The organism is Rhodopila sp., from assembly GCF_035548095.1.
GTDB lineage: Bacteria > Pseudomonadota > Alphaproteobacteria > Acetobacterales > Acetobacteraceae > Rhodopila.
In genome coordinates this window covers 227,976-246,034 of the sequence record NZ_DASZUV010000020.1, presented here as the reverse complement: position 1 = coordinate 246,034, position 18,059 = coordinate 227,976, and the positions used below count along the sequence as shown (strand labels likewise).

Genomic DNA, 18,059 nt, shown 5'->3' with positions numbered 1-18,059 from the left:
GTCCGCTGCGGGTCGACTTTGTGCGGCACGCTAAACCAGCGTAATCATTGTTAACTCGACAAGCTGGGGGAATCGTCATGGCAGATGCAAGCGACACGCGCACCGCTCGGATTTCCGCGGAGGAGGCGCTCGCGATGCATGCGTCCGGCCGGCCCGGAAAACTTGAAACGCGCATCAGCAAGCCGATCACCACGGCCCGCGATCTCTCGTTGGCCTACTCACCGGGCGTCGCGGAACCCTGCCTGCACATCGCCCGCAACCCGGCCCTGGCCTACGACTACACCACCAAGGGAAATATGGTGGCGGTCATTTCCAACGGCACGGCGGTCCTTGGGCTGGGCAATCTCGGTGCCGTTGCCTCGAAGCCGGTGATGGAGGGAAAGGTCGCGCTATTCAAGCGCTTTGCCGACGTCGATGGGATCGATCTCGAGGTCGGGACGGAGGATGTCGATGAGTTCGTGAATGCCGTGCGTTTCCTCGGGCCCGGCTTCGGCGGCATCAACCTGGAGGATATCAAGGCGCCGGAATGCTTCGTCATCGAGCAGCGCCTGCGCGAACTGATGGACATCCCGGTGTTTCATGACGATCAGCACGGCACGGCGATCGTGGCGGCGGCGGGGCTGATCAACGCCTGCCACCTGACCGGACGCGATCTGCGTGAGACCAGATTGGTGGTGAACGGTGCCGGCGCGGCGGCGATCGCCTGCGTCGAGCTGTTGAAGGCGATGGGGATGCGGCCGGATCACGTCATCCTGTGCGACACCAAAGGTGTTGTCTACCAGGGGCGAACCGAGGGGATGAACCAGTGGAAGTCCGCCCATGCGGCGCAAACGAAGGCGCGGACACTGGCTGAAGCCATGGAAGGCACTGATGTGTTCTTCGGCCTGTCGGTGAAGGGGGCACTGACCAGGGACATGGTTCGTTCCATGGCGGACAAGCCGATCATCTTCGCGATGGCGAATCCCGATCCGGAAATCACCCCCGAGGAGGCGCGTGAGGTCAGTCCCAGCGCGATCATCGCCACCGGACGCAGCGACTATCCGAACCAGGTCAATAATGTGCTGGGATTTCCTTATATCTTTCGCGGTGCGCTCGATGTACGGGCCAGCTCGATCAATGACACGATGAAGATCGCGGCCGCGGAGGCATTGGCCAATCTTGCCCGTGAAGACGTGCCGGACGAAGTTCATTCCGCCTCTGCCGGCCGCCGGCTGGCATTCGGTCCCGACTACATCATTCCCAACGCCTTCGATCCGCGCCTGATCGCGCGCGTTCCGCCCGCCGTGGCCAAGGCAGCCATCGATTCCGGTGTTGCGCAGCGTCCGTTGGACGATCTGCGGCGCTATGCCCGCAGCCTGTCGGGCCGCCTGGATCCCACCGCCGGGGCGCTGGAAGCGACAATGGATCGCGTGCGGGAGAATCCTCGCCGTGTCGTCTTCGCCGAAGGTGAGGAGCAGAAGGTCGTGCGCGCCGCGATCGCATTTCGCAATGCCGGCTATGGCCGGCCTGTCCTGATCGGGAGAGAGGATCGGGTGCTGGCCACCATATCCAGCCTTGGATTAGGCGATGTGGATGGTATCGAAATCCACAACGCGCGTCTGTCCGGCAACAACCAGCGCTATGTCGAATTTCTGTATCAGCGGCTGCAGCGACGCGGTCATCTCCAGCGCGACATCCAGCGGCTGGTCAACCAGGATCGAAATGTCTTTGCCGCCTGCATGGTGGCGACCGGCGACGCAGATGCGATGGTGACCGGTGTCACGCGATCGGCGGCTGTCTGCCTGAACGACATCCGCCATGCGATCGGACCGACCCCGGGCGCCATACCGTTCGGCCTGACATTGCTTGTCGGTATGCGCGGCCGGACCATCTTCCTGGCGGATACGCTGGTGAATTTTCGCCCCAATGCGCAGGAGGTCGCCGACATCGCCATCGGCGCGGCGCGCGCGGCAAGACATCTTGGTCACGAGCCTCGTGTTGCCCTGCTATCGCATTCCACGTTTGGCGACCCGCCGCATGAGCGGGCAATTCCCATGCGGGATGCGATTGCGATCCTGGACCAGAAGCAGGTCGATTTCGAATACGATGGAGAAATGAGTCCGGATGTGGCACTAGAGCCGTCGATCCGGGCGTTGTACCCATTCTGCCGACTGACGGCGGACGCCAATATCCTGATCGTGCCGGGACTTCATTCTGCGCACATCGCTGCCCGCCTGATTGCCCATCTCGGTGGTGGCACGACGATCGGCCCGTTGCTGCTGGGCCTGGAAAAGCCGGCCCAGATCGTATCGCTGGATGCCTCGTCCAGCCAGATCGTCGATATCGCCTGCCTGGCAGCCTACCAGGCGATCACCCAACCGACGGTCGCGGTATAGAATTGTGTGCGGGAAAGGCGACTACCGCGGCGCCTTTCCCGCGTCGGGTGGACGAGGACCGGAGGGTCCGAACGGCACGTCGTTGACCGTCACTGTTCCGTTTTCAAACCGAACGTCCCAGACCAGCCGGTCGCCCTCTGTCCTTGCCATGCCTTTCGCCAGGAGGATCAGAGGGAGTGCCTTCCGCGTATCCGGATTTGTCTGGATATGCGCGAGTGTCGCGTCGACGCCCTGCGCCTCCAGATGCGCTTCCAGCCCAGGCGTGGCAGCGGGAGCAGGCAGCATATGGCCTGTCCCCTGAATGTGCAGAGGGCCTGCGATGATCGAAACATCTTCAAATCCGAGCTGCACCCCCGGCTCCCGCAGAATGGCCAGAGCCTCATCCTGCATAGACGCCGGATCAGCGCCCTCGATGGCATGGTGAAGAAGGCGGATCAGGGCGCTGGTGCGCACCCCCGCCAATACGGGCCGAACCTTAAGAAGTGAGGGGACGTAGCCGGCGAGATCCGCCGGAATCGAGTCCAACGTCAGGTCGTGAAGTGCGAGATCGACTTCGGCGCCCAGGCGATCGTTTCGGCTTTCACCGCTCAATCCGAAGCGCACCAGACCGATGTCGCCGACGGTGCCGCTTGCTGCCTGAAGATGGAAACCCTGGGCGGTCTGCTGGATGTTGACGCGGTTCAGCATGCCTTGAAGTGCGTCCAGTGCGGCGTTCAGCAAGGAGCGCTGCTGATCAGTCCATTGTTTCCGCTTTGCTGCTTCACCTTTGTCAGCGTGGGCCGTTTCGGCAAGTGCGCGAAGGGCCGCGCGGAGCCTCTCTGCCTTCGTGTCGTCCAGCCCCTCCAGCTCGAAGCTGCTGGCGGCGCTTTGAATCCGGGTAAGGCTGGTACCGCCGGCATGGTCTCGTGACGACACGTGCCAGTCCGTCACGGTTCCCTGCGCGCGCAGGGTCACGCGGTGGTCTGGCTCGCCTGTCAAAGCCCCCTTGAGGGTCTGCTGCCCAATCGTCTGCGTCGCCTGATCGCTATTGGTGTGCGTCGTGATCGTCACATCCTTCAGCGCGATGTTGAATGGAGAAGGCTGCGCCAGCGACGGATCGATGCGGCCAGTAATCGTCTGGTGCCCGATGGAATAGGTGACCTGGCTGTTCGGGAGGGGCGCCCCTGGAGTCGACAAGGTAAAGGTTCCGGTTGGCGGGATGGAAGCGGACAAGATTTCCCAGACTCCACCGCCGAGCGGCTGGGCGCGCGCGGAGAGCGTTCGCGGCGCGGGGCCATCGAGGGCGGGGAGAGGTACCTGCACGACGAAGATGTCGCCATCGCGGGTCACCTGCGGCGGATTATCGCGTGTCCCCAACGCACCGGCAGTGAGGAGCGACAACACGGCGGATAGCTGGGAGGTGGCCGCCTCCGTGGTTACCGGCGCTTCGGCATGTCCAGCCGATGCGCCCAATGCCAACAGCAGGCCTGCGGTGGCTGCTGAGCGTGACAATTTCATTGGCGTTATCAGTTCCCTACATTGCTTCCGCGGGTATGGCGGCAGTCTGGGTGGCTGGCAGCCACACATTGACTGTGGTGCCTCGGCCCTCGTCACTGTCAATCACCAATTGCCCGCGGTGCCGATTGACGATGTGCTTGACGATGGCCAGGCCCAGCCCGGTGCCCCCGACGGCACGTGAACGGCCTTCGTCGACGCGATAGAACCGCTCGGTCAGGCGTGGCAGATGCTGTCTGGGAATTCCGACGCCATCGTCGCTGACCGTGATCAGCACGCCGGGGCGGCTGGGCCAGCGCGGACCCGGGAGCGCCCGTCGCACGTCCACGATCATGTGTCCGCCCTCGCGTCCATATTTCAGGGCGTTGTCCATCAGGTTCTGCAGCACTTGGGCGATCTGGTCGCCGTCCGCCGGCACGTTCGGCAGTTGCTCCTCAACCCGCAACGTCAATGTGACGGAGCGCCCGGCAAGACGCGGCTCGAAACCAGCGGCCAGCCGGCGCACGAGCTCGCCGAGATCGATCGACTCGGAAGGTGGCTGATGTTCGGTGAGTTCAATCCGGGAGAGGCTGAGCAGGTCGTCGATCAGCCGGTTCATCCGGGCACCTTGCTCCGCCATGATGGCGAGAAAACGCTGCTGAGCCGGTCTGTCGTCCGCTGCCGGGCCACGCAGCGTCTCGGTGAAGCCGATCAGCGAAGCCAAGGGCGTCCGTAGCTCGTGGCTGACATTCGCGACGAAATCAGCCCGCATGCGTTCGAAAAGTCGCTCTCGCGTGCGGTCCGACAGGACCAGCAGGATTTGGCCCCCATCCGCCAGCGGCGGATTGATGGGCACGGCTGTCACGAGCAGATCCCGCTGCACCGGGGCGGGCAAAGTCACATCGGCCGTGCCGGTCATCCCCGATGCCATCGCCTTGTCGATGGCCGTCCGGACCTCCGGATGCCGCAGAACCGATGCCGTGTCGGTTGCGAATGCATCGCGTGCGGCGGCGTTCGTGCGGCGGATCGCCCGATCCTGCGCCAGTAGGATCACGGGATCCGGCAGGCGCTCCAGGATCTGCGTGTCCGCGCGTCGCTGCTGTTCGATCAGGGCGGTGTGCGACGCCAGCCGGCGGGACAGTCGGGCGATCTCGTGCGGCAAAGGGTCCAGCAGGCGTGATTCCGGCGGTTCAAGCGGATGCTCATCATTTCCGATGCGACGGATTCCCGACGCCACGGCTCTGAGGTCGCGACGCAGAATACTGGCTTGGGCGGCAGTCGACAAAACGGCTGCCGCGCTTCCGGCCAGAGCAATTCCCCAATCGGGAAGTTGCGCAAACCATAGTGCGGCCATCGCGATGACCGGAAAAGCCGTCAAGCATCCGATGACAGCAACAAGCCTCATGCCCTGAAATCCGCCTGTCCCCGAACGCCCTCCATTACCCGCGCAAGTGTCAGGCGCGGGTCGGGGCCTGCTGGTGCCGTGCCCGCACGCCCCGTTCGATTGCTGCGGCGATCAGCGGATCCAGCGCGAGTTCTTCGCGCACGAAATCGAGCATCCGCAGGGATTCGTCTTTCGTGCGGCGGTCCCCTGCGATCACCTCACATGCGAGTGCATAGGCCGTTTCGCGAAGATTGGGGGTCAGCGCCGCTCGAATGAGCCGAGCCGCCCGGTCAAGGCCATCGGCTTCCCGAAGCAGTTGGACGGCTGCGTCGGTAACGTCCTGAAGCTGCGCCGTCGTGAAATCGTGGAAAACCGGCAAGGTCTGGACCTGGCCGGACATGGCGCCGATCTCTCCGTCCGTGATGCCGCCGTCGGCGGCGGAAACCAGTACCATTGTCAAAACGAGGGCCTCAGGCGCATTCAAGGAGTCGCGCGACTTCATGGAATATCTCCAGGGATATGCCGCCCGACCGGCAGCGCAGCCGTAGGGAAGCGGGCGTGGAAGGTTCTAGATAGCATTCGTCCGATCGAGCGCCCAATGACAGCTTCAGGCGCTGCCTGTCGAGGGATCAGGATGGAGGAATGCTCGCGTTGCCGCGACCGCGTCGGCAAGTCCGAGACGGCGCACGGACACGCCGGTCGGAAACGCCGATAGAAGCCGGCTGGGCACTCTCGGATCCAGCAGAACGAATACGCCCCGATCGGAGGTTCGGCGAATCAGGCGTCCGAAAGCCTGGCGCAGGCGCAGTCGGACAATACGGTCGTCATAGGCTCTGGGGTCGCCACCGGACAGGTGAATCCGGCGTTCGCGGTGAAGGATGTCCGGCCGCGGCCAAGGCGTTCGTTCGAACACGACCAGCCGAAGGGCATTGCCGGGGACATCGACACCGTCGCGCATGGCATCGGTGCCGAGCAGGCAGCTTTCTTCCTCGGTGCGGAAGATGTCCACGAGCGTGGTATTACCCATTGCGTCGACATGCTGGGCATAAAGCGGGATCTCAGCCTGCGCGAGATGCGGCGCAATTCTTTGGTGGACGGCGCGCAAGCGGCTGATGGCGGTGAAGAGGCCGAGGCCGCCACCCCTGGCGGCAAGGAACAGCTCCCGATAGGCGGCGGCGAGTTGATCGAGATTGCCAGGGGTCACGTCCGAGACCACGAAGGCGCGCGTCTGGGTCGTGTAGTCGAACGGCGATTCGACCGTGACCCGCAAGGCCGGCGAAGGCAGGTGGGGTGCGCCGACCCGTGCTTCGGCTGCTTCCCATGCGAGTTCGTGATCCCGTTCGCCGGCGTCGCGCAGGGTCGCGGAGGTTACAAGAACGCCTTGTGCCGGGGCGGCGAGCGTGGTTGCGAACGGTATGGTCGGGTCGAGCCAGTGGCGATGCAGGCCGACATCGACATCACGGAGGCCATCCCGGCGATCGAGCCGCAGAAACAGGACGTGGCCTGGCCGTTCGCCAACTTCGCCAGGACCCTCGGTCAGGTGCCAAAGCATGGTCTGCCAGGCCTGCAGGGGATTAAGCGCCCTGCGCTGCAATGATCGACCTACGGCTTCGATCCGGTTCCGAGTTGCCTCATCCAATTCATCGGCTTCATCGCTCAGTCTCGCCAGCAGGCGTTCCCGAAGAACGGCGAGCGGTTCGGTGATCCGGGCCAGGGCCCGTGCCAGACGATCGGCCGCTTCGGCCAGGTCGGCATTGATCGGGAAGACGTCGCACTCCAGCCCGTTGGAGGCGGGCTGGGTCGGAGTGCCGCTGGTTCGCGCCAGGATCTGCCGGTGGATGAGACGCAGGAACACCTCGGTGGGATTGGGGCGGGCGGGCTCGATCCCTGCCAGGCCAGGATCCTCATTGCCAAGCCGGCTGGACCAATCGGCGGCCGGCAGGGCCGCGGCGGCGGCCAGTGCCGCATCCAGCGGAGCCATCAGCAATGGCCGGTCGGCGACCAGTTCCTCGACACGCTTGCGCAAGCCGCGCGCCCGGGACCGGCCGCCTTCCGATCCGCGGAGCCAGCGGCGCAATTCGGCGGTTTCGACGCCCGATAGAGCGGCGGAAAAGGCGCTGTCCGCGGCGTCGAAGACGTGATGACCCTCATCAAAGACATAACGGCCGGGGACTGAATCGTCGTCCAGTCCGCCCCAGGCCGCTTGTGTCATGACCAGCGCATGGTTCGCCACCACAAGGTCGGCATGTCGTGAGCGGCGGATGGTGTGTTCCACGAAGCAGCGGCGCCAGTGTGGGCATCCGCCGTGAATGCATTCGCCGCGGCGGTCAGCGAGGGTATTCACCAGCGTGGTACCGTGGAGTTCGGGGAGCCAACCCGGCAGGTCGCCAGATTGCAGATCGCCATCTTCGGTCACCATTGCCCAACGCGCGATCAGACCCAACGGCACGACCTGCTGATTCATGAAGCCGCTCGTGGCGTTGCCGATGGCTTCTTCCAGATTGAGCAGACACAGGTAATTTTCCCGACCCTTGCGGACCACGACACGCTGGCGCCGTTGCGTCGGGTCCGGAAAGATACGCTCCAACTCACTGTCGATCTGGCGCTGGAGGTGGCGGGTGAACGTGCTGATCCAGACCGAGCCATGATTCTTTTCGGCCCAGACGGATGCAGGTGCGAGATAACCCAAGGTCTTGCCCGTCCCGGTTCCGGCTTCAACCAGCACCATATGCGGGTCGCCTCTGATCTCTCGGGGCGCGAAGGCGGCTGTCGCCGCCCCGGCGTAGTCGCTCTGCCCCGGACGCTGTTCGGCGTGATGGCCAAGCATCGAGGCCAGGCGCGCGCGTGCCTCAGTTTCCGAGACCGCGTGATTGGAGGCAGGCGGCCGTGGCGCGGTGTCCTCCCATTCCGCGATATTCTTCCAGATCTTCAAGGGTTCGTTCGATCCGGCGGCTTCCGGGTTGCCAAGCGCGTGGGCGACGTAGCCGCCCCAGCCCCACCCTGCCTTCTGCATGCGGACCGCCAGCGCGGCGGCATCGCGGTTCAGCAGCGTGTGCCGTGCGTGAGCCAGGCGCGAGAGAAGGATTTCCGCCAGATTGGGAAGGCAGGACGCCTCGGCCTCCAGGCCGATCGGCGGCCGGGCGTCATCAAGCGCCAATGCAAGCCCTCGTGGGGTAGGCGCTGCGGTCCGGGCGGGACACGCGAAGGCGAACAATTCAAGCAGATCGAATGCTGGCCCGGGCCGCATGCCCAGACGGCGGAACGTCGCCGCCGCATGGACGACGAAGGGGGGAGGAAGCTGGCGCAGGCGAGCGCTGGCTTCGTCGGTTGGCAGGATCAGCACCTCACCATCCGGGGTCAGGATGGCGGCTCTGCCGTGGCCGGCGACGACCGAAGGAGCGTCGGGCAGCGCGATCGAAGGGTTCACACGCTCACAACTAGCGCGAATCGACGCCGAAGTCAGCGACCTGACCCAGTCGCGGCGCAGCTTGGTCCTTCATCGACGAATACATCCTGCCAAGCGGCGCGTAGCACGTTGTCGACATCCTGCATCGAGGCACACACCCCCAGAGCCGTCAGGCTGGTAACCCCGTATTGGCCAAGGCCGCATGGCACGATGCCACCGAAATGGGCCAGGTTCGGATCAACATTCAGGGCAACGCCGTGCCAGCTCACCCAGCGGGTTACCCGGACGCCGATCGCCGCGATCTTCTCATCCTGCCCCGTCGCCGGGTTCACGACCCAGATCCCGACGCGGCCCTCACGCCGTTCCCCATGTACGTTGAAGTGGCGCAAGGTCCGGATCAGCCACTCTTCCAGGCCATTGACGTAGCACCGGATATCGTGGACGGGAACGCGCCCGTGCGGCCGGTTCAGGTCCAGCATCACATAGGCGACCCTTTGGCCAGGTCCGTGATAGGTCCATTGGCCGCCGCGGCCAGCGTCGAAAACCGGAAATCGACCTGGATCGACCAGTTCCTCCGGGCGCGCGGAGGTTCCGGCCGTGTAGACTGGCGGATGCTGGACCAGCCAGACAAGTTCATCCGCCGTCCCGTCCCGGATTGCGGCAACGCGGGTGCGCATCAGGTTGATCGCATCGGGGTACGGGAGGAATCCGGCCTCGATCCGCCACTCCTGGCGTTTGCTGGTGACCGTCATGGAGGTCATTGAACCGGTGCCGTTCATCCGCTATATCCCCGCGCCTGCCCGATGCGGTCGTGGCGGAATGGTAGACGCGCAAGCTTGAGGTGCTTGTGGGAGAAATCCCGTGGAGGTTCAAGTCCTCTCGGCCGCACCACTATACGCCGATGGTCCATAGGGCAGTCATGATTTGGGCGAACACGCCTTCCCAATCACCGCGCCGATCCTGACGAAACAGCCGCGTGCTTGGGTACCACGGCGTGGTATCGGCTGTCTGGCCCCACCGCCAATCGGCCACAGCCTTCAGGGCCACCCATGTGGGACGGCCCATGGCGCCGGCCACATGAGCGACCACCGTATCAGTGGTGATAACCAGGTCCAGGTTGCTGATCATCGCAGCCAGCGTTGTGAAGGGGCGCATGCCGTTGTCGGACGTGTCCTCGAAGTTCTCTATCGTCAATGGCGGTGGCAGGGCGTTCAGTTGTTCCGAACCGGCACCAGTTTGGAGGCTGATCAGCCGGATGCCGGGCACGGCCGAAAGCAGTGCAAACGCGGTTACCGGGAAGGAACGATCCAGTTCGGCCCGCGCGGGATGTCCCTGCCAGCAGACTCCGATTTTCACACCATCTGGCCCCAGCCGTGCCTTCCATTCTGCCTGAAGGCCGGGATCAGCCCGGAGGTATGGTATTGGGGCGGGGACCGATGCCGTGGTCGTGCCGAATGCAAGCGGCAGACTCAGAAGCGGACAATGCAGGTCGAATTCGGGGACTTCCTGCGTCTCGTCGATTACCTTGATGTCCGGGTGCAGCGTTCGCATCAGCGGGCACAGCGGTGTTGGGGCCGCCAACAACACCCTAGCACCCTGTTCCACCGCCAGCAGCGCGTACCGGCTGAACTGCACCATGTCGCCGAGATAGAGTTCAGGGTGGATCAGCAGGGTGCGGCCGGCCAATGCCGAGCCACCCAGCCAGAGCCTATCCTTTCCGTAGCGAGGCGCGCGTGCGCCTGCTCGCCGGTGTCGCCACTCCTGCTCGGCAAATCCGTCCGGATAGCGGCCGCTCAGGAGCAGGCTTAGCGAGAGGCCGAAATGCGCTTCGGCCAGATCCGGCTGTAGAGCGAGTGAGCGATTATAGCTGGCAATGGCGTCTTCGATCCTGCCGAGCTCGTGTAATGCGTCGCCGCGGTTGCACCATGCGGCAGCGAAATCCGGTTGCAAGGCGATCGCGCGGTCGAACGCCGCCAAGGCCTGCTCCGGACGGCGTTGATGCGTGAACACCATGCCCCGGTTACATTCGGCCGGAGCAAAAGACGGCCGGATGGCGAGAATCCGTTCGAAGTCGATCAACGCTTTATCAAAGCGGCGCTGCACCGTCAGGATCAGTCCTCGATTATTGAGTGCGTCGATATCGTCGGGACGAAGCGCCAATGTTCTTTCGAAGCTTTCCAGAGCCTCCTGCTCGCGGCCCAGATCCTTCAGGAGGACCCCCCGATTATACCAGGCATCCGCGAGTTCGGGTTGCATGGCGATGGCCTTATCGTATCGGACAAGCGCCTCTTGCGGTCGGTTCAGCGCGGTGAGGGCGATCCCCAGATTGCAATGGGCCGGCGGGAAGTCAGGGTTCAGACGGATCGAACGGGCTAGCAGATCGGCGCCCCGTTCCATCCGCTGCGTGGCCATCGCAACAAGTCCCAGCAAGTAAAGCGCGCCGGCATGGCGCGGGTTCTGCTGCAACACCGTCCGGTAGAGACGCTCCGCGTCGGCCAGTCGCCCAAGCTCATGCAACTGCATAGCCGCAGTGAGCGTCGTTTCGGGCGATACCTTATACCGGTTGGGTGCCATGAAGCCGACTTGTCATCGCAGCAGCCAGGATGCGCCTGCCGCACCCGTATATTCAACACCTGCCTGGCACCATCCGCCATGGCCGAAACGGGGTGTCGTCACGAACTGCCGGACGCGACCCGGGGCGGTTGCGGTCCGGCGGCCGCGGCGATCAATGATGTCAGGCCGCGGCCTTGAGGTGCTTCGCGATCGTGAACGGGGCTTCGGTCTTCTCGTGGATCTCGGCCAGGGTGACATCGGGCGCGAGGTCGATCAGCACAAGTCCGTCGTCGTGCCCCTTCGAGGTGATCTCGAACACGCCGAGATCGGTGATCACGAGGTCGACCACGCCGGCGCCGGTCAACGGCAGGTTGCAGCGCCGCAGCAGTTTCGGCTTGCCGCCGGCCGTATGCTCCATCAGCACGACGACGCGCTTCACCCCGGCAACAAGATCCATGGCACCGCCCATGCCCTTGACCATTTTTCCGGGGATCATCCAGTTGGCCAGATCCCCGTTTTCGGCGACCTGCATCGCGCCGAGGATGGAGATATCGATATGGCCGCCGCGGACCATCGCGAAGGACGCCGCGCTGTCAAAGAAGCTGGTCGTCGGCAGGGCGGTGACGGTCTGCTTGCCGGCGTTGATCAGGTCCGCGTCTTCCTCACCCTCGAACGGGAACGGTCCCATGCCGAGCATGCCGTTTTCGGACTGAAGCTGGATCGACATGCCAGCCGGGATGTGATTGGCCACGAGGGTCGGGATGCCGATCCCGAGGTTCACATAGAACCCGTCCTTCAATTCCTGAGCCGCCCGAGCGGCCATCTGGTCACGTGTCCAGGGCATGAGAGGAAGCCTCCTTCAGGCGCGTTTGCGCACGGTGCGCTGTTCGATGCGCTTCTCGACATGGTCCAGCCTGACGATCCGGTTCACGAAGATACCTGGGGTGATGACGTGATCCGGGTCAATCTGCCCGTTTTCCACCAGTTCCTCGACCTGGACCACCACCTGTTCCCCGGCTGTCGCCATGATGGGGTTAAAGTTCCGGGCCGTCTTGCGGTAGACCAGATTGCCTTCATGGTCCGCCTTCCAGGCATGGATGACCGACAGGTCGGCGCGTAATCCGCGCTCCATGACATACATGCGGCCATCGAACACTTGTTGCGGCTTACCGTCGGCGATCTGCGTCCCGGCTCCGGTCGCGGTGAAGAAGGCGGGGATGCCGGCGCCGCCCGCGCGGATACGCTCCGCCAGCGTGCCTTGTGGGTTGAATTCGATCTCCAACTCCCCAGCGAGATATTGCTTGGCGAAGGTGGCATTCTCTCCGACATACGAGCTGATCATCTTCTTTACCTGCCTGGTCTGCAGCAGGATGCCCAGGCCGGCATCGTCGATACCCGCGTTGTTGGAAATGATCGTCAGATCCTTCACACCACTATCGCGGATGGCATTGATCAGCGCGTCCGGAATGCCGCACAGGCCAAAGCCGCCGGACATGATCGTCATGCCGTCGTGCAACAGCCCCGCAAGCGCTGTCCTCGCATCCGCATAAATCTTGTTGACCGCCATCCACAAACCCCCAACCGCAGGCACAGGCATCTAGCCGAAGCGCAGGCCGGTCAGCAAGCCGCCCAAAGAAAAGTGAGTTCGTGCTTATTGTGGAACAGGTGCACCACACGCCCGCCGGGAATGGCTGCAAATGCCTCGGCGGCATCGTGGTCGGTATCGCCCTGGAATTTCACCGTACATATGATGTGCCGCGTGGCACCGGCGTCGATCCAGCGCCGGACCAGGTCGAACAGGCGGTTCGGGTAGGCGATCACGTCACTGCAAAGCCAGTCGACCGGCTCCGGTTTGATGCCGAAGGCGCTGGCCGGCCTTTGCCGAACGTTGGGCAAGCCAGCAATTCGTGGGTCCAGCCGCGCCTTGTCGACAGCTGTGACTTCGGCGCCAAGCGAGGCGAGTGCCCAGGTCCAGCCACCTGGGGACGCGCCCAGGTCGATGCAGCGCTGGCCGGGCACGGGCCATTTTCCCAATCTGGTCAATGCTTCCCATAGCTTCAGGTATGCTCGGCTGGGCGGGCCGGTGCGGTCTTCGACGAATTGACAGGCGCCATTCACGAAAGGCGATGATTTGCGGGCGCTGGCAAGCATCCGATCTGGCGCCAGCAGCGTCCAGCCGCCGAGATGACTGGCCGGCGGCGATTGCGGGAACACGAGTGGACGGGCCCGCATCGGCGGCAGCCGATCTGCGATCAGTACCATCCGCCGGTGGTGCCGAGCGGCATAGGCGCCCCAGTTGCGCTGAATGCTGCGAAGCTCATCAGCCGCCGTCTTGATCGAGGAGACCGGAATGTCTTTCGGCTCCAGCCAGACATCCTCCGCCCAGGCGACGTCGATCGGCGCTGAGGATGACAGGGCGAGACGCCCGTGCCACCCCGCAGGGATGACGCCCCGCCGGAACAACTCTTCCGCCAGGGGCTTTTCAAATCCTTCGGCCGCAAGATAGGCGGAGCGGATCACCGGCAGCGAATCGCGGAAGCGCAAAACAGCGCCCAACCGGCCATGAGCAGGATACCGCCGGTGGGGGCAATGCGGCCCAGGTTGATCCCGCCGATCGCCAGCGCGTAGACGCTGCCACAGAACAGCACCATGCCGGCCGCGAATGCGACGCCGGCCGCGTGAGTCAGCATGCCACCCCGCGGCGACCACAGCCCTAGCCCGACCAGTGCCAGGGCGTGCCACCCTTGCATTTGCACGCCGTTGGAAGCGATATGCTGAGCGCCCGGATCCGTGAGCGCATGGGTCGTGACCGCGGCCATGGCTACCGCGCCAAGCCCGGCCAGGCAGCCGAGCGCGATCCAAATTCGCTGCATGAGCGCAATCCCTGTTTTCCCTCGCTGGCGGCGGATATAGCATCGCGGATCATGCCCCGCGGCGATCTGTTCCCAGAGATCGGACCCTACGAGACCGGTTACCTGCCGCTGTCCGGCGGACATGTGATGTACTGGGAGCAAGCTGGCAATCCCAACGGGCGGCCGGTACTGTTCCTGCATGGTGGTCCGGGCGCCGGCGCAGGGGCGGTGCACCGGCGGTTCTTCGATCCGCACTATTGGCGTATCGTCATTTTCGATCAGCGCGGCGCCGGTCGCTCACGCCCTCTGGGCAGTCTGGAGCACAACACGACCCCCGATCTGGTCAGAGATATCGAGGTACTGCGCCGGCATCTCGCCGTCGACCAGTTCCTGCTGTTCGGCGGCTCCTGGGGATCCACTCTGGCGCTCGCTTATGCCCAGGCTCACCCCGATCGGGTGTCCGGTTGCGTGTTGCGTGGGGTATTTCTAGGGCGGCAGCAGGAAGTTGGCTGGTTCCTGGACGGTATCCGCATGGTGTTCCCGGAAGCCCATGCCGCGTTTGCCGGGTTCTTGCCGGAGACTGAACGAGGTGACTTGCTGGGCGCCTATCTGCGTCGCCTGACCGATCCGGACCCGGCCATTCATCTGGCAGCCGCGCGGGCGTGGTCGATCTTCGAGGGAACCTGCAGCACCTTGCTGCCCAGTCCGGAGACCGTGTCCGGCTTCTCCCAGGACCGCACGGCGCTGGGTCTAGCCCGGATTGAAGCCCATTATTTTGCCAATGGGTTGTTCCTGCCATCCGAGGGCTTGCTGGGCCATGTCGATCGCATCGCGCAGGTACCGGCCGAAATCGTGCAGGGCCGTTATGACATGATCTGTCCGGCGACCAGCGCTTACGAACTGGCTTGTGCCTGGCGGAATGCTCGGCTGACAATGGTTGCGGATGCAGGCCATTCGGCCTTGGAGCCGGGCATCCGGCGTGCCCTGATCGCTGCCGTCGAACGTTTCCGCGGTGTCCGTTGAATCCGAGCGGCGGCGCAGCTTGGTTGGGGCGCGACTGAACGACCTCTTTTCCCAGTGTGGGAGCCGCCGCGGGCAATTGACAGACAGGCTGGATGGTATGCGAATGCGCGGGGGTGAGGTGTGAGCCAAGTGCTGCTGTCGGCCATCACAATGTTTCAGGGCATGTCGCCGGCGCACCTGGAGGTGCTGCAAGCAGGCGGGATGGTCATTGAGCCGCGGGATGGTACGGCGGTGTTCCAGCAAGGCGAGGCGGCTGATGCCGTTTACGCCGTCATCGGTGGTGATGGCCATGTGCGGATCGGGGCGGTTGACCGGAACAGCAAGGCGCTGATGGTCGAACTGTTCCGGGTCGGCGACATTTTTGGTGAGATCGGGGTCATCGACAACGGTCCGAGAACCGCCTCGGCCATCGCCGAAGGGCGGGTGCGCCTCTACAAGATACGGTCCGCTGCGTTTCGTTCCGCTATGGCCCAAAGTCCGGAATTGGGCACGGCGATGACCAACTGGTTGTCGCAAAGGCTTCGACGGACTTTTGAGCTTCTGCAGGACGCGACGTTCGAGACGCTGGAGGTCAGGCTCGCGCGGCAGGTTCTGTACCTGGTAGAACGAGAAGGGCGTCAGACGGAGGCGGGGTATCGGCTGGGCCATCGGCTGCGGCAGGGCGACCTTGCCGATCTGCTGGGCGCCACGACGCGCAGCATCATTACCATTCTGAATGCGTGGCGTACTGCTGGAATGGTTGTGTACGACACGGATCAGGCGCGGTTGACGGTGCGTGATGTCGATGCGTTGCGCGCCTTGGTCCATATGTGATCGGGGGATAGGGCGCCATGAAGGTCGGCGTTATCGGGCTGGGGAGCATGGGCATGGGTACTGCCCTGAACCTTCTCAGGAAGGGGCATGTCGTTACCGGCTGTGAAGTGCGGGCGGAAGCGCGGGAGGCTTTCGCGGCTGAAGGCGGCACTGTCGTATCTGCCCCCGACGAGCTGCCAGGGGATATCGAGGCAGTGATCGTCTTCGTGATCAACGCGGCCCAGACCGAGGCCGTGCTGTTCGGGGAGCGTGGTTGTCTGCGGCATCTCAGGCCGGGCGGCGTAATCCTGTGCTGCGCGACAGTGGCGCCGGAAGCCGCGAGATCACTAGGGAAGCGGATCGAGGAGAGCGGGTTCCTGATGCTCGACTCTCCGGTGTCCGGTGGGTCCGTCGGTGCGCGTGGCGGCACGATGACTGTCATGGCGTCCGGTTCGGATACGGCCTTCGCCAAGGCTGCCCCTGTGTTGGAGGCGATATCGACCAAGGTCTGGCGCCTGGGGACCGAGATCGGTGTTGGGAGCACCGTCAAAATGGTCAACCAACTGCTTGCCGGTGTTCATATCGCAACCGCCGCGGAAGCACTGGCGCTCGGGGTCCGGGCGGGTGCGGATCCGGAGACACTCTATAAGGTGATTTCGGAATCCGCTGGCAGTTCGTGGATGTGGCAAAACCGCGTTCCACACATCCTTGAGGGCGACGATACGCCGCATTCCGCCGTCAATATCTTTGTCAAGGACCTGGGCATCGTCCTGGATCAGGCCAGAGCATTGACGTTTCCGTTGCCGATGGCGGCGGCGGCGCATCAGTTATTCCTGGCGGCTGCCGCGAACGGGCAAGGATTTAAAGACGATGCCTTTGTCATCCGGGTCTGGCAGGCGCTGGCTGGCATCAATCTCCCGAGCAAATCACAGGACGACGGATCGGACGGGAGTGGCAAGGCGTTGGGGATTGCTTGACAGGATGTGGATTGGCTCCTCATCCGGCATTTGCCGCTGCTGCTGACCTGAGACCCCCCATCTCCCGAACGATGTCAGCCAACAACGTGAACGATCGCTTGCGCGCATCGTGATCGTGGATCTGGGCTGTCACAATGACCTCATCGGCCTGTGTTCGCCTGAGGATGGCATCGAGCGTCTGACGGACGGTCGCGGGCGATCCGACGCAGGCAAATGCGAGCGAATCCGCCAGCATGGCTCGTGCCATCGGGTCCAGGTGATGATCTAGATCGGCGATCGGTAGCGGAAGCTTACCGGGACGTCCTCGGCGAAGATTGAGAAATGCCTGCTGATGCGAGGAAAATAGCAGCCGGGCGTCCTGATCGGTCTCGGCGGCATAGACATTGACGCCGATCATGACCCGCGGCTTCTCCCATTTGTTTACCGCCCGGAATGTGGATCGATAGACGGCCAGAGCGTCGTCTAGGTAGGTCGGCGCGAAATGCGAGGCAAATGCGTAAGGCAGACCCAGTGCCGCCGCGAGTTGTGCGCCGTATGTGCTCGATCCCAAGATCCAGAATTCAACCTCGTTCCCCGCACCTGGAACTGCCTGCAGGCGCTGACCGGCGATTGGCTCCTGAAAATACGACATCAGTTCGACGACATCCTGGGGAAAATTGTCGTCGCCTGCGAGGTTCCGGCGCATCGCGCGGGCCGCGACCTGATCTGATCCAGGTGCTCGGCCGATACCCAAATCGACGCGGCCCGGATAAAGAGCCGCCAGAGTGCCGAATTGCTCCGCTATAAGGTATGGCGCGTGATTAGGCAGCATGACACCGCCGGCGCCGATACGAATTGTTTCTGTTCTGTTCGCCGCATGCGCCAGCGCCACGGCGGTTGCCGCACTGGCAATTCCGGGCATGTTGTGGTGTTCCGCCATCCAATATCGGTGGTAGCCGAGAATGTCGGCAAGGCTGGCGAGATCAGCCGCGTTCGCCAAGGCCTGTCCAGCGGAGGACCCTTCCGGGATCGGGGCGAGATCAAGAACTGAGAAGGCTACCATATGATTGAATGCAATCCTTTCTGGACCCAGGACGTCACTGCGAACTGGCGCGACCGGGGAGGGCATCATCATGACCTGCCTGCCACGGCTTGTCACACGACGCCCAAAACGCCGGCCGGGGCTTGGATAAACCATCCGCGGTATGGCATATCGCGGTCGACCGACACTGTGTGGTAGCCGAT

15 protein-coding genes and 1 tRNA gene are annotated in these 18,059 nt (G+C 63.8%); 5 read left to right on the top strand and 11 right to left on the bottom strand.

Annotated elements, in window-relative coordinates; all coding sequences use genetic code 11:
* Nucleotides 1-77 precede the first annotated feature (77 nt).
* Nucleotides 78-2,375, top strand: coding sequence for an NADP-dependent malic enzyme (locus VHC04_RS15635; protein WP_325682895.1), 2,298 nt, complete (start codon nucleotides 78-80; stop codon nucleotides 2,373-2,375).
* A 21-nt stretch (nucleotides 2,376-2,396) separates the two neighbouring features.
* Here VHC04_RS15635 and VHC04_RS15630 read toward each other — a convergent pair whose 3' ends face one another.
* The 5 genes from VHC04_RS15630 to lipB all read right to left on the bottom strand — a co-directional run bounded on the left by VHC04_RS15630 (nucleotide 2,397) and on the right by lipB (nucleotide 9,399).
* Complete coding sequence (locus VHC04_RS15630; protein ID WP_325682893.1) at nucleotides 2,397-3,872, bottom strand: hypothetical protein; 1,476 nt, start codon at nucleotides 3,870-3,872, stop codon at nucleotides 2,397-2,399.
* Nucleotides 3,873-3,888: 16 nt separating this feature from the next.
* Nucleotides 3,889-5,253, bottom strand: a complete 1,365-nt coding sequence (locus VHC04_RS15625) for an ATP-binding protein (protein ID WP_325682891.1) — start codon at nucleotides 5,251-5,253, stop codon at nucleotides 3,889-3,891.
* Between the two features lie 49 nt (nucleotides 5,254-5,302).
* Entirely contained in the window at nucleotides 5,303-5,734 is a 432-nt protein-coding gene (locus VHC04_RS15620) for a tellurite resistance TerB family protein (protein ID WP_325682889.1), read from the bottom strand.
* A 105-nt stretch (nucleotides 5,735-5,839) separates the two neighbouring features.
* A complete protein-coding gene (locus tag VHC04_RS15615; RefSeq protein WP_325682887.1) occupies nucleotides 5,840-8,659 on the bottom strand; it encodes an ATP-dependent DNA helicase in 2,820 nt (939 codons plus the stop codon).
* Between the two features lie 32 nt (nucleotides 8,660-8,691).
* A complete protein-coding gene (gene lipB / locus VHC04_RS15610; RefSeq protein ID WP_408903823.1) occupies nucleotides 8,692-9,399 on the bottom strand; it encodes a lipoyl(octanoyl) transferase LipB in 708 nt (235 codons plus the stop codon).
* Between the two features lie 44 nt (nucleotides 9,400-9,443).
* Here lipB and VHC04_RS15605 point away from each other — a divergent pair.
* A tRNA-Leu gene (locus tag VHC04_RS15605) sits at nucleotides 9,444-9,529 on the top strand.
* On the opposite strand, the gene VHC04_RS15600 is transcribed toward VHC04_RS15605, so the two are convergent.
* The 5 genes from VHC04_RS15600 to VHC04_RS15580 form a co-directional block, all read right to left on the bottom strand.
* Nucleotides 9,530-11,212, bottom strand: a complete 1,683-nt coding sequence (locus tag VHC04_RS15600) for a tetratricopeptide repeat-containing glycosyltransferase family protein (protein WP_325682883.1) — start codon at nucleotides 11,210-11,212, stop codon at nucleotides 9,530-9,532.
* 160 nt (nucleotides 11,213-11,372) lie between these two features.
* Nucleotides 11,373-12,035 carry a CoA transferase subunit B gene (locus tag VHC04_RS15595; RefSeq protein WP_325682881.1) on the bottom strand — a complete coding sequence of 221 codons (663 nt, stop codon included), beginning with the start codon at nucleotides 12,033-12,035 and terminating at the stop codon, nucleotides 11,373-11,375.
* A gap of 15 nt (nucleotides 12,036-12,050) precedes the next feature.
* Nucleotides 12,051-12,758 (bottom strand): CoA transferase subunit A, encoded by a 708-nt coding sequence (locus VHC04_RS15590; protein WP_325682879.1) that lies wholly within the window; start codon nucleotides 12,756-12,758, stop codon nucleotides 12,051-12,053.
* Between the two features lie 50 nt (nucleotides 12,759-12,808).
* Entirely contained in the window at nucleotides 12,809-13,717 is a 909-nt protein-coding gene (locus tag VHC04_RS15585) for an SAM-dependent methyltransferase (RefSeq protein ID WP_325683076.1), read from the bottom strand.
* Nucleotides 13,708-14,010: a DUF423 domain-containing protein gene (locus tag VHC04_RS15580; protein WP_325682877.1), complete on the bottom strand. Its 303-nt coding sequence runs from the start codon at nucleotides 14,008-14,010 to the stop codon at nucleotides 13,708-13,710. Before VHC04_RS15580 ends, VHC04_RS15585 begins: the two co-directional genes overlap by 10 nt.
* Nucleotides 14,011-14,115: 105 nt before the next feature.
* On the opposite strand from VHC04_RS15580, the gene pip reads away from it, so the two are divergent.
* From pip to ltnD, 3 genes are all read left to right on the top strand, one after another.
* Nucleotides 14,116-15,066, top strand: a complete 951-nt coding sequence (gene pip, locus VHC04_RS15575) for a prolyl aminopeptidase (RefSeq protein WP_325683074.1) — start codon at nucleotides 14,116-14,118, stop codon at nucleotides 15,064-15,066.
* 120 nt (nucleotides 15,067-15,186) lie between these two features.
* Nucleotides 15,187-15,879, top strand: a complete 693-nt coding sequence (locus VHC04_RS15570) for a Crp/Fnr family transcriptional regulator (RefSeq protein ID WP_325682875.1) — start codon at nucleotides 15,187-15,189, stop codon at nucleotides 15,877-15,879.
* A gap of 17 nt (nucleotides 15,880-15,896) precedes the next feature.
* Nucleotides 15,897-16,835: an L-threonate dehydrogenase gene (ltnD, locus tag VHC04_RS15565; RefSeq protein WP_325682873.1), complete on the top strand. Its 939-nt coding sequence runs from the start codon at nucleotides 15,897-15,899 to the stop codon at nucleotides 16,833-16,835.
* Between the two features lie 19 nt (nucleotides 16,836-16,854).
* Here the strand turns inward: ltnD and VHC04_RS15560 are convergent, their stop codons facing one another.
* On the bottom strand, nucleotides 16,855-17,877 hold the full coding sequence (locus tag VHC04_RS15560) for an LLM class flavin-dependent oxidoreductase (RefSeq protein ID WP_325683072.1): 1,023 nt from the start codon (nucleotides 17,875-17,877) through the stop codon (nucleotides 16,855-16,857).
* Nucleotides 17,878-18,059: the final 182 nt, after the last annotated feature.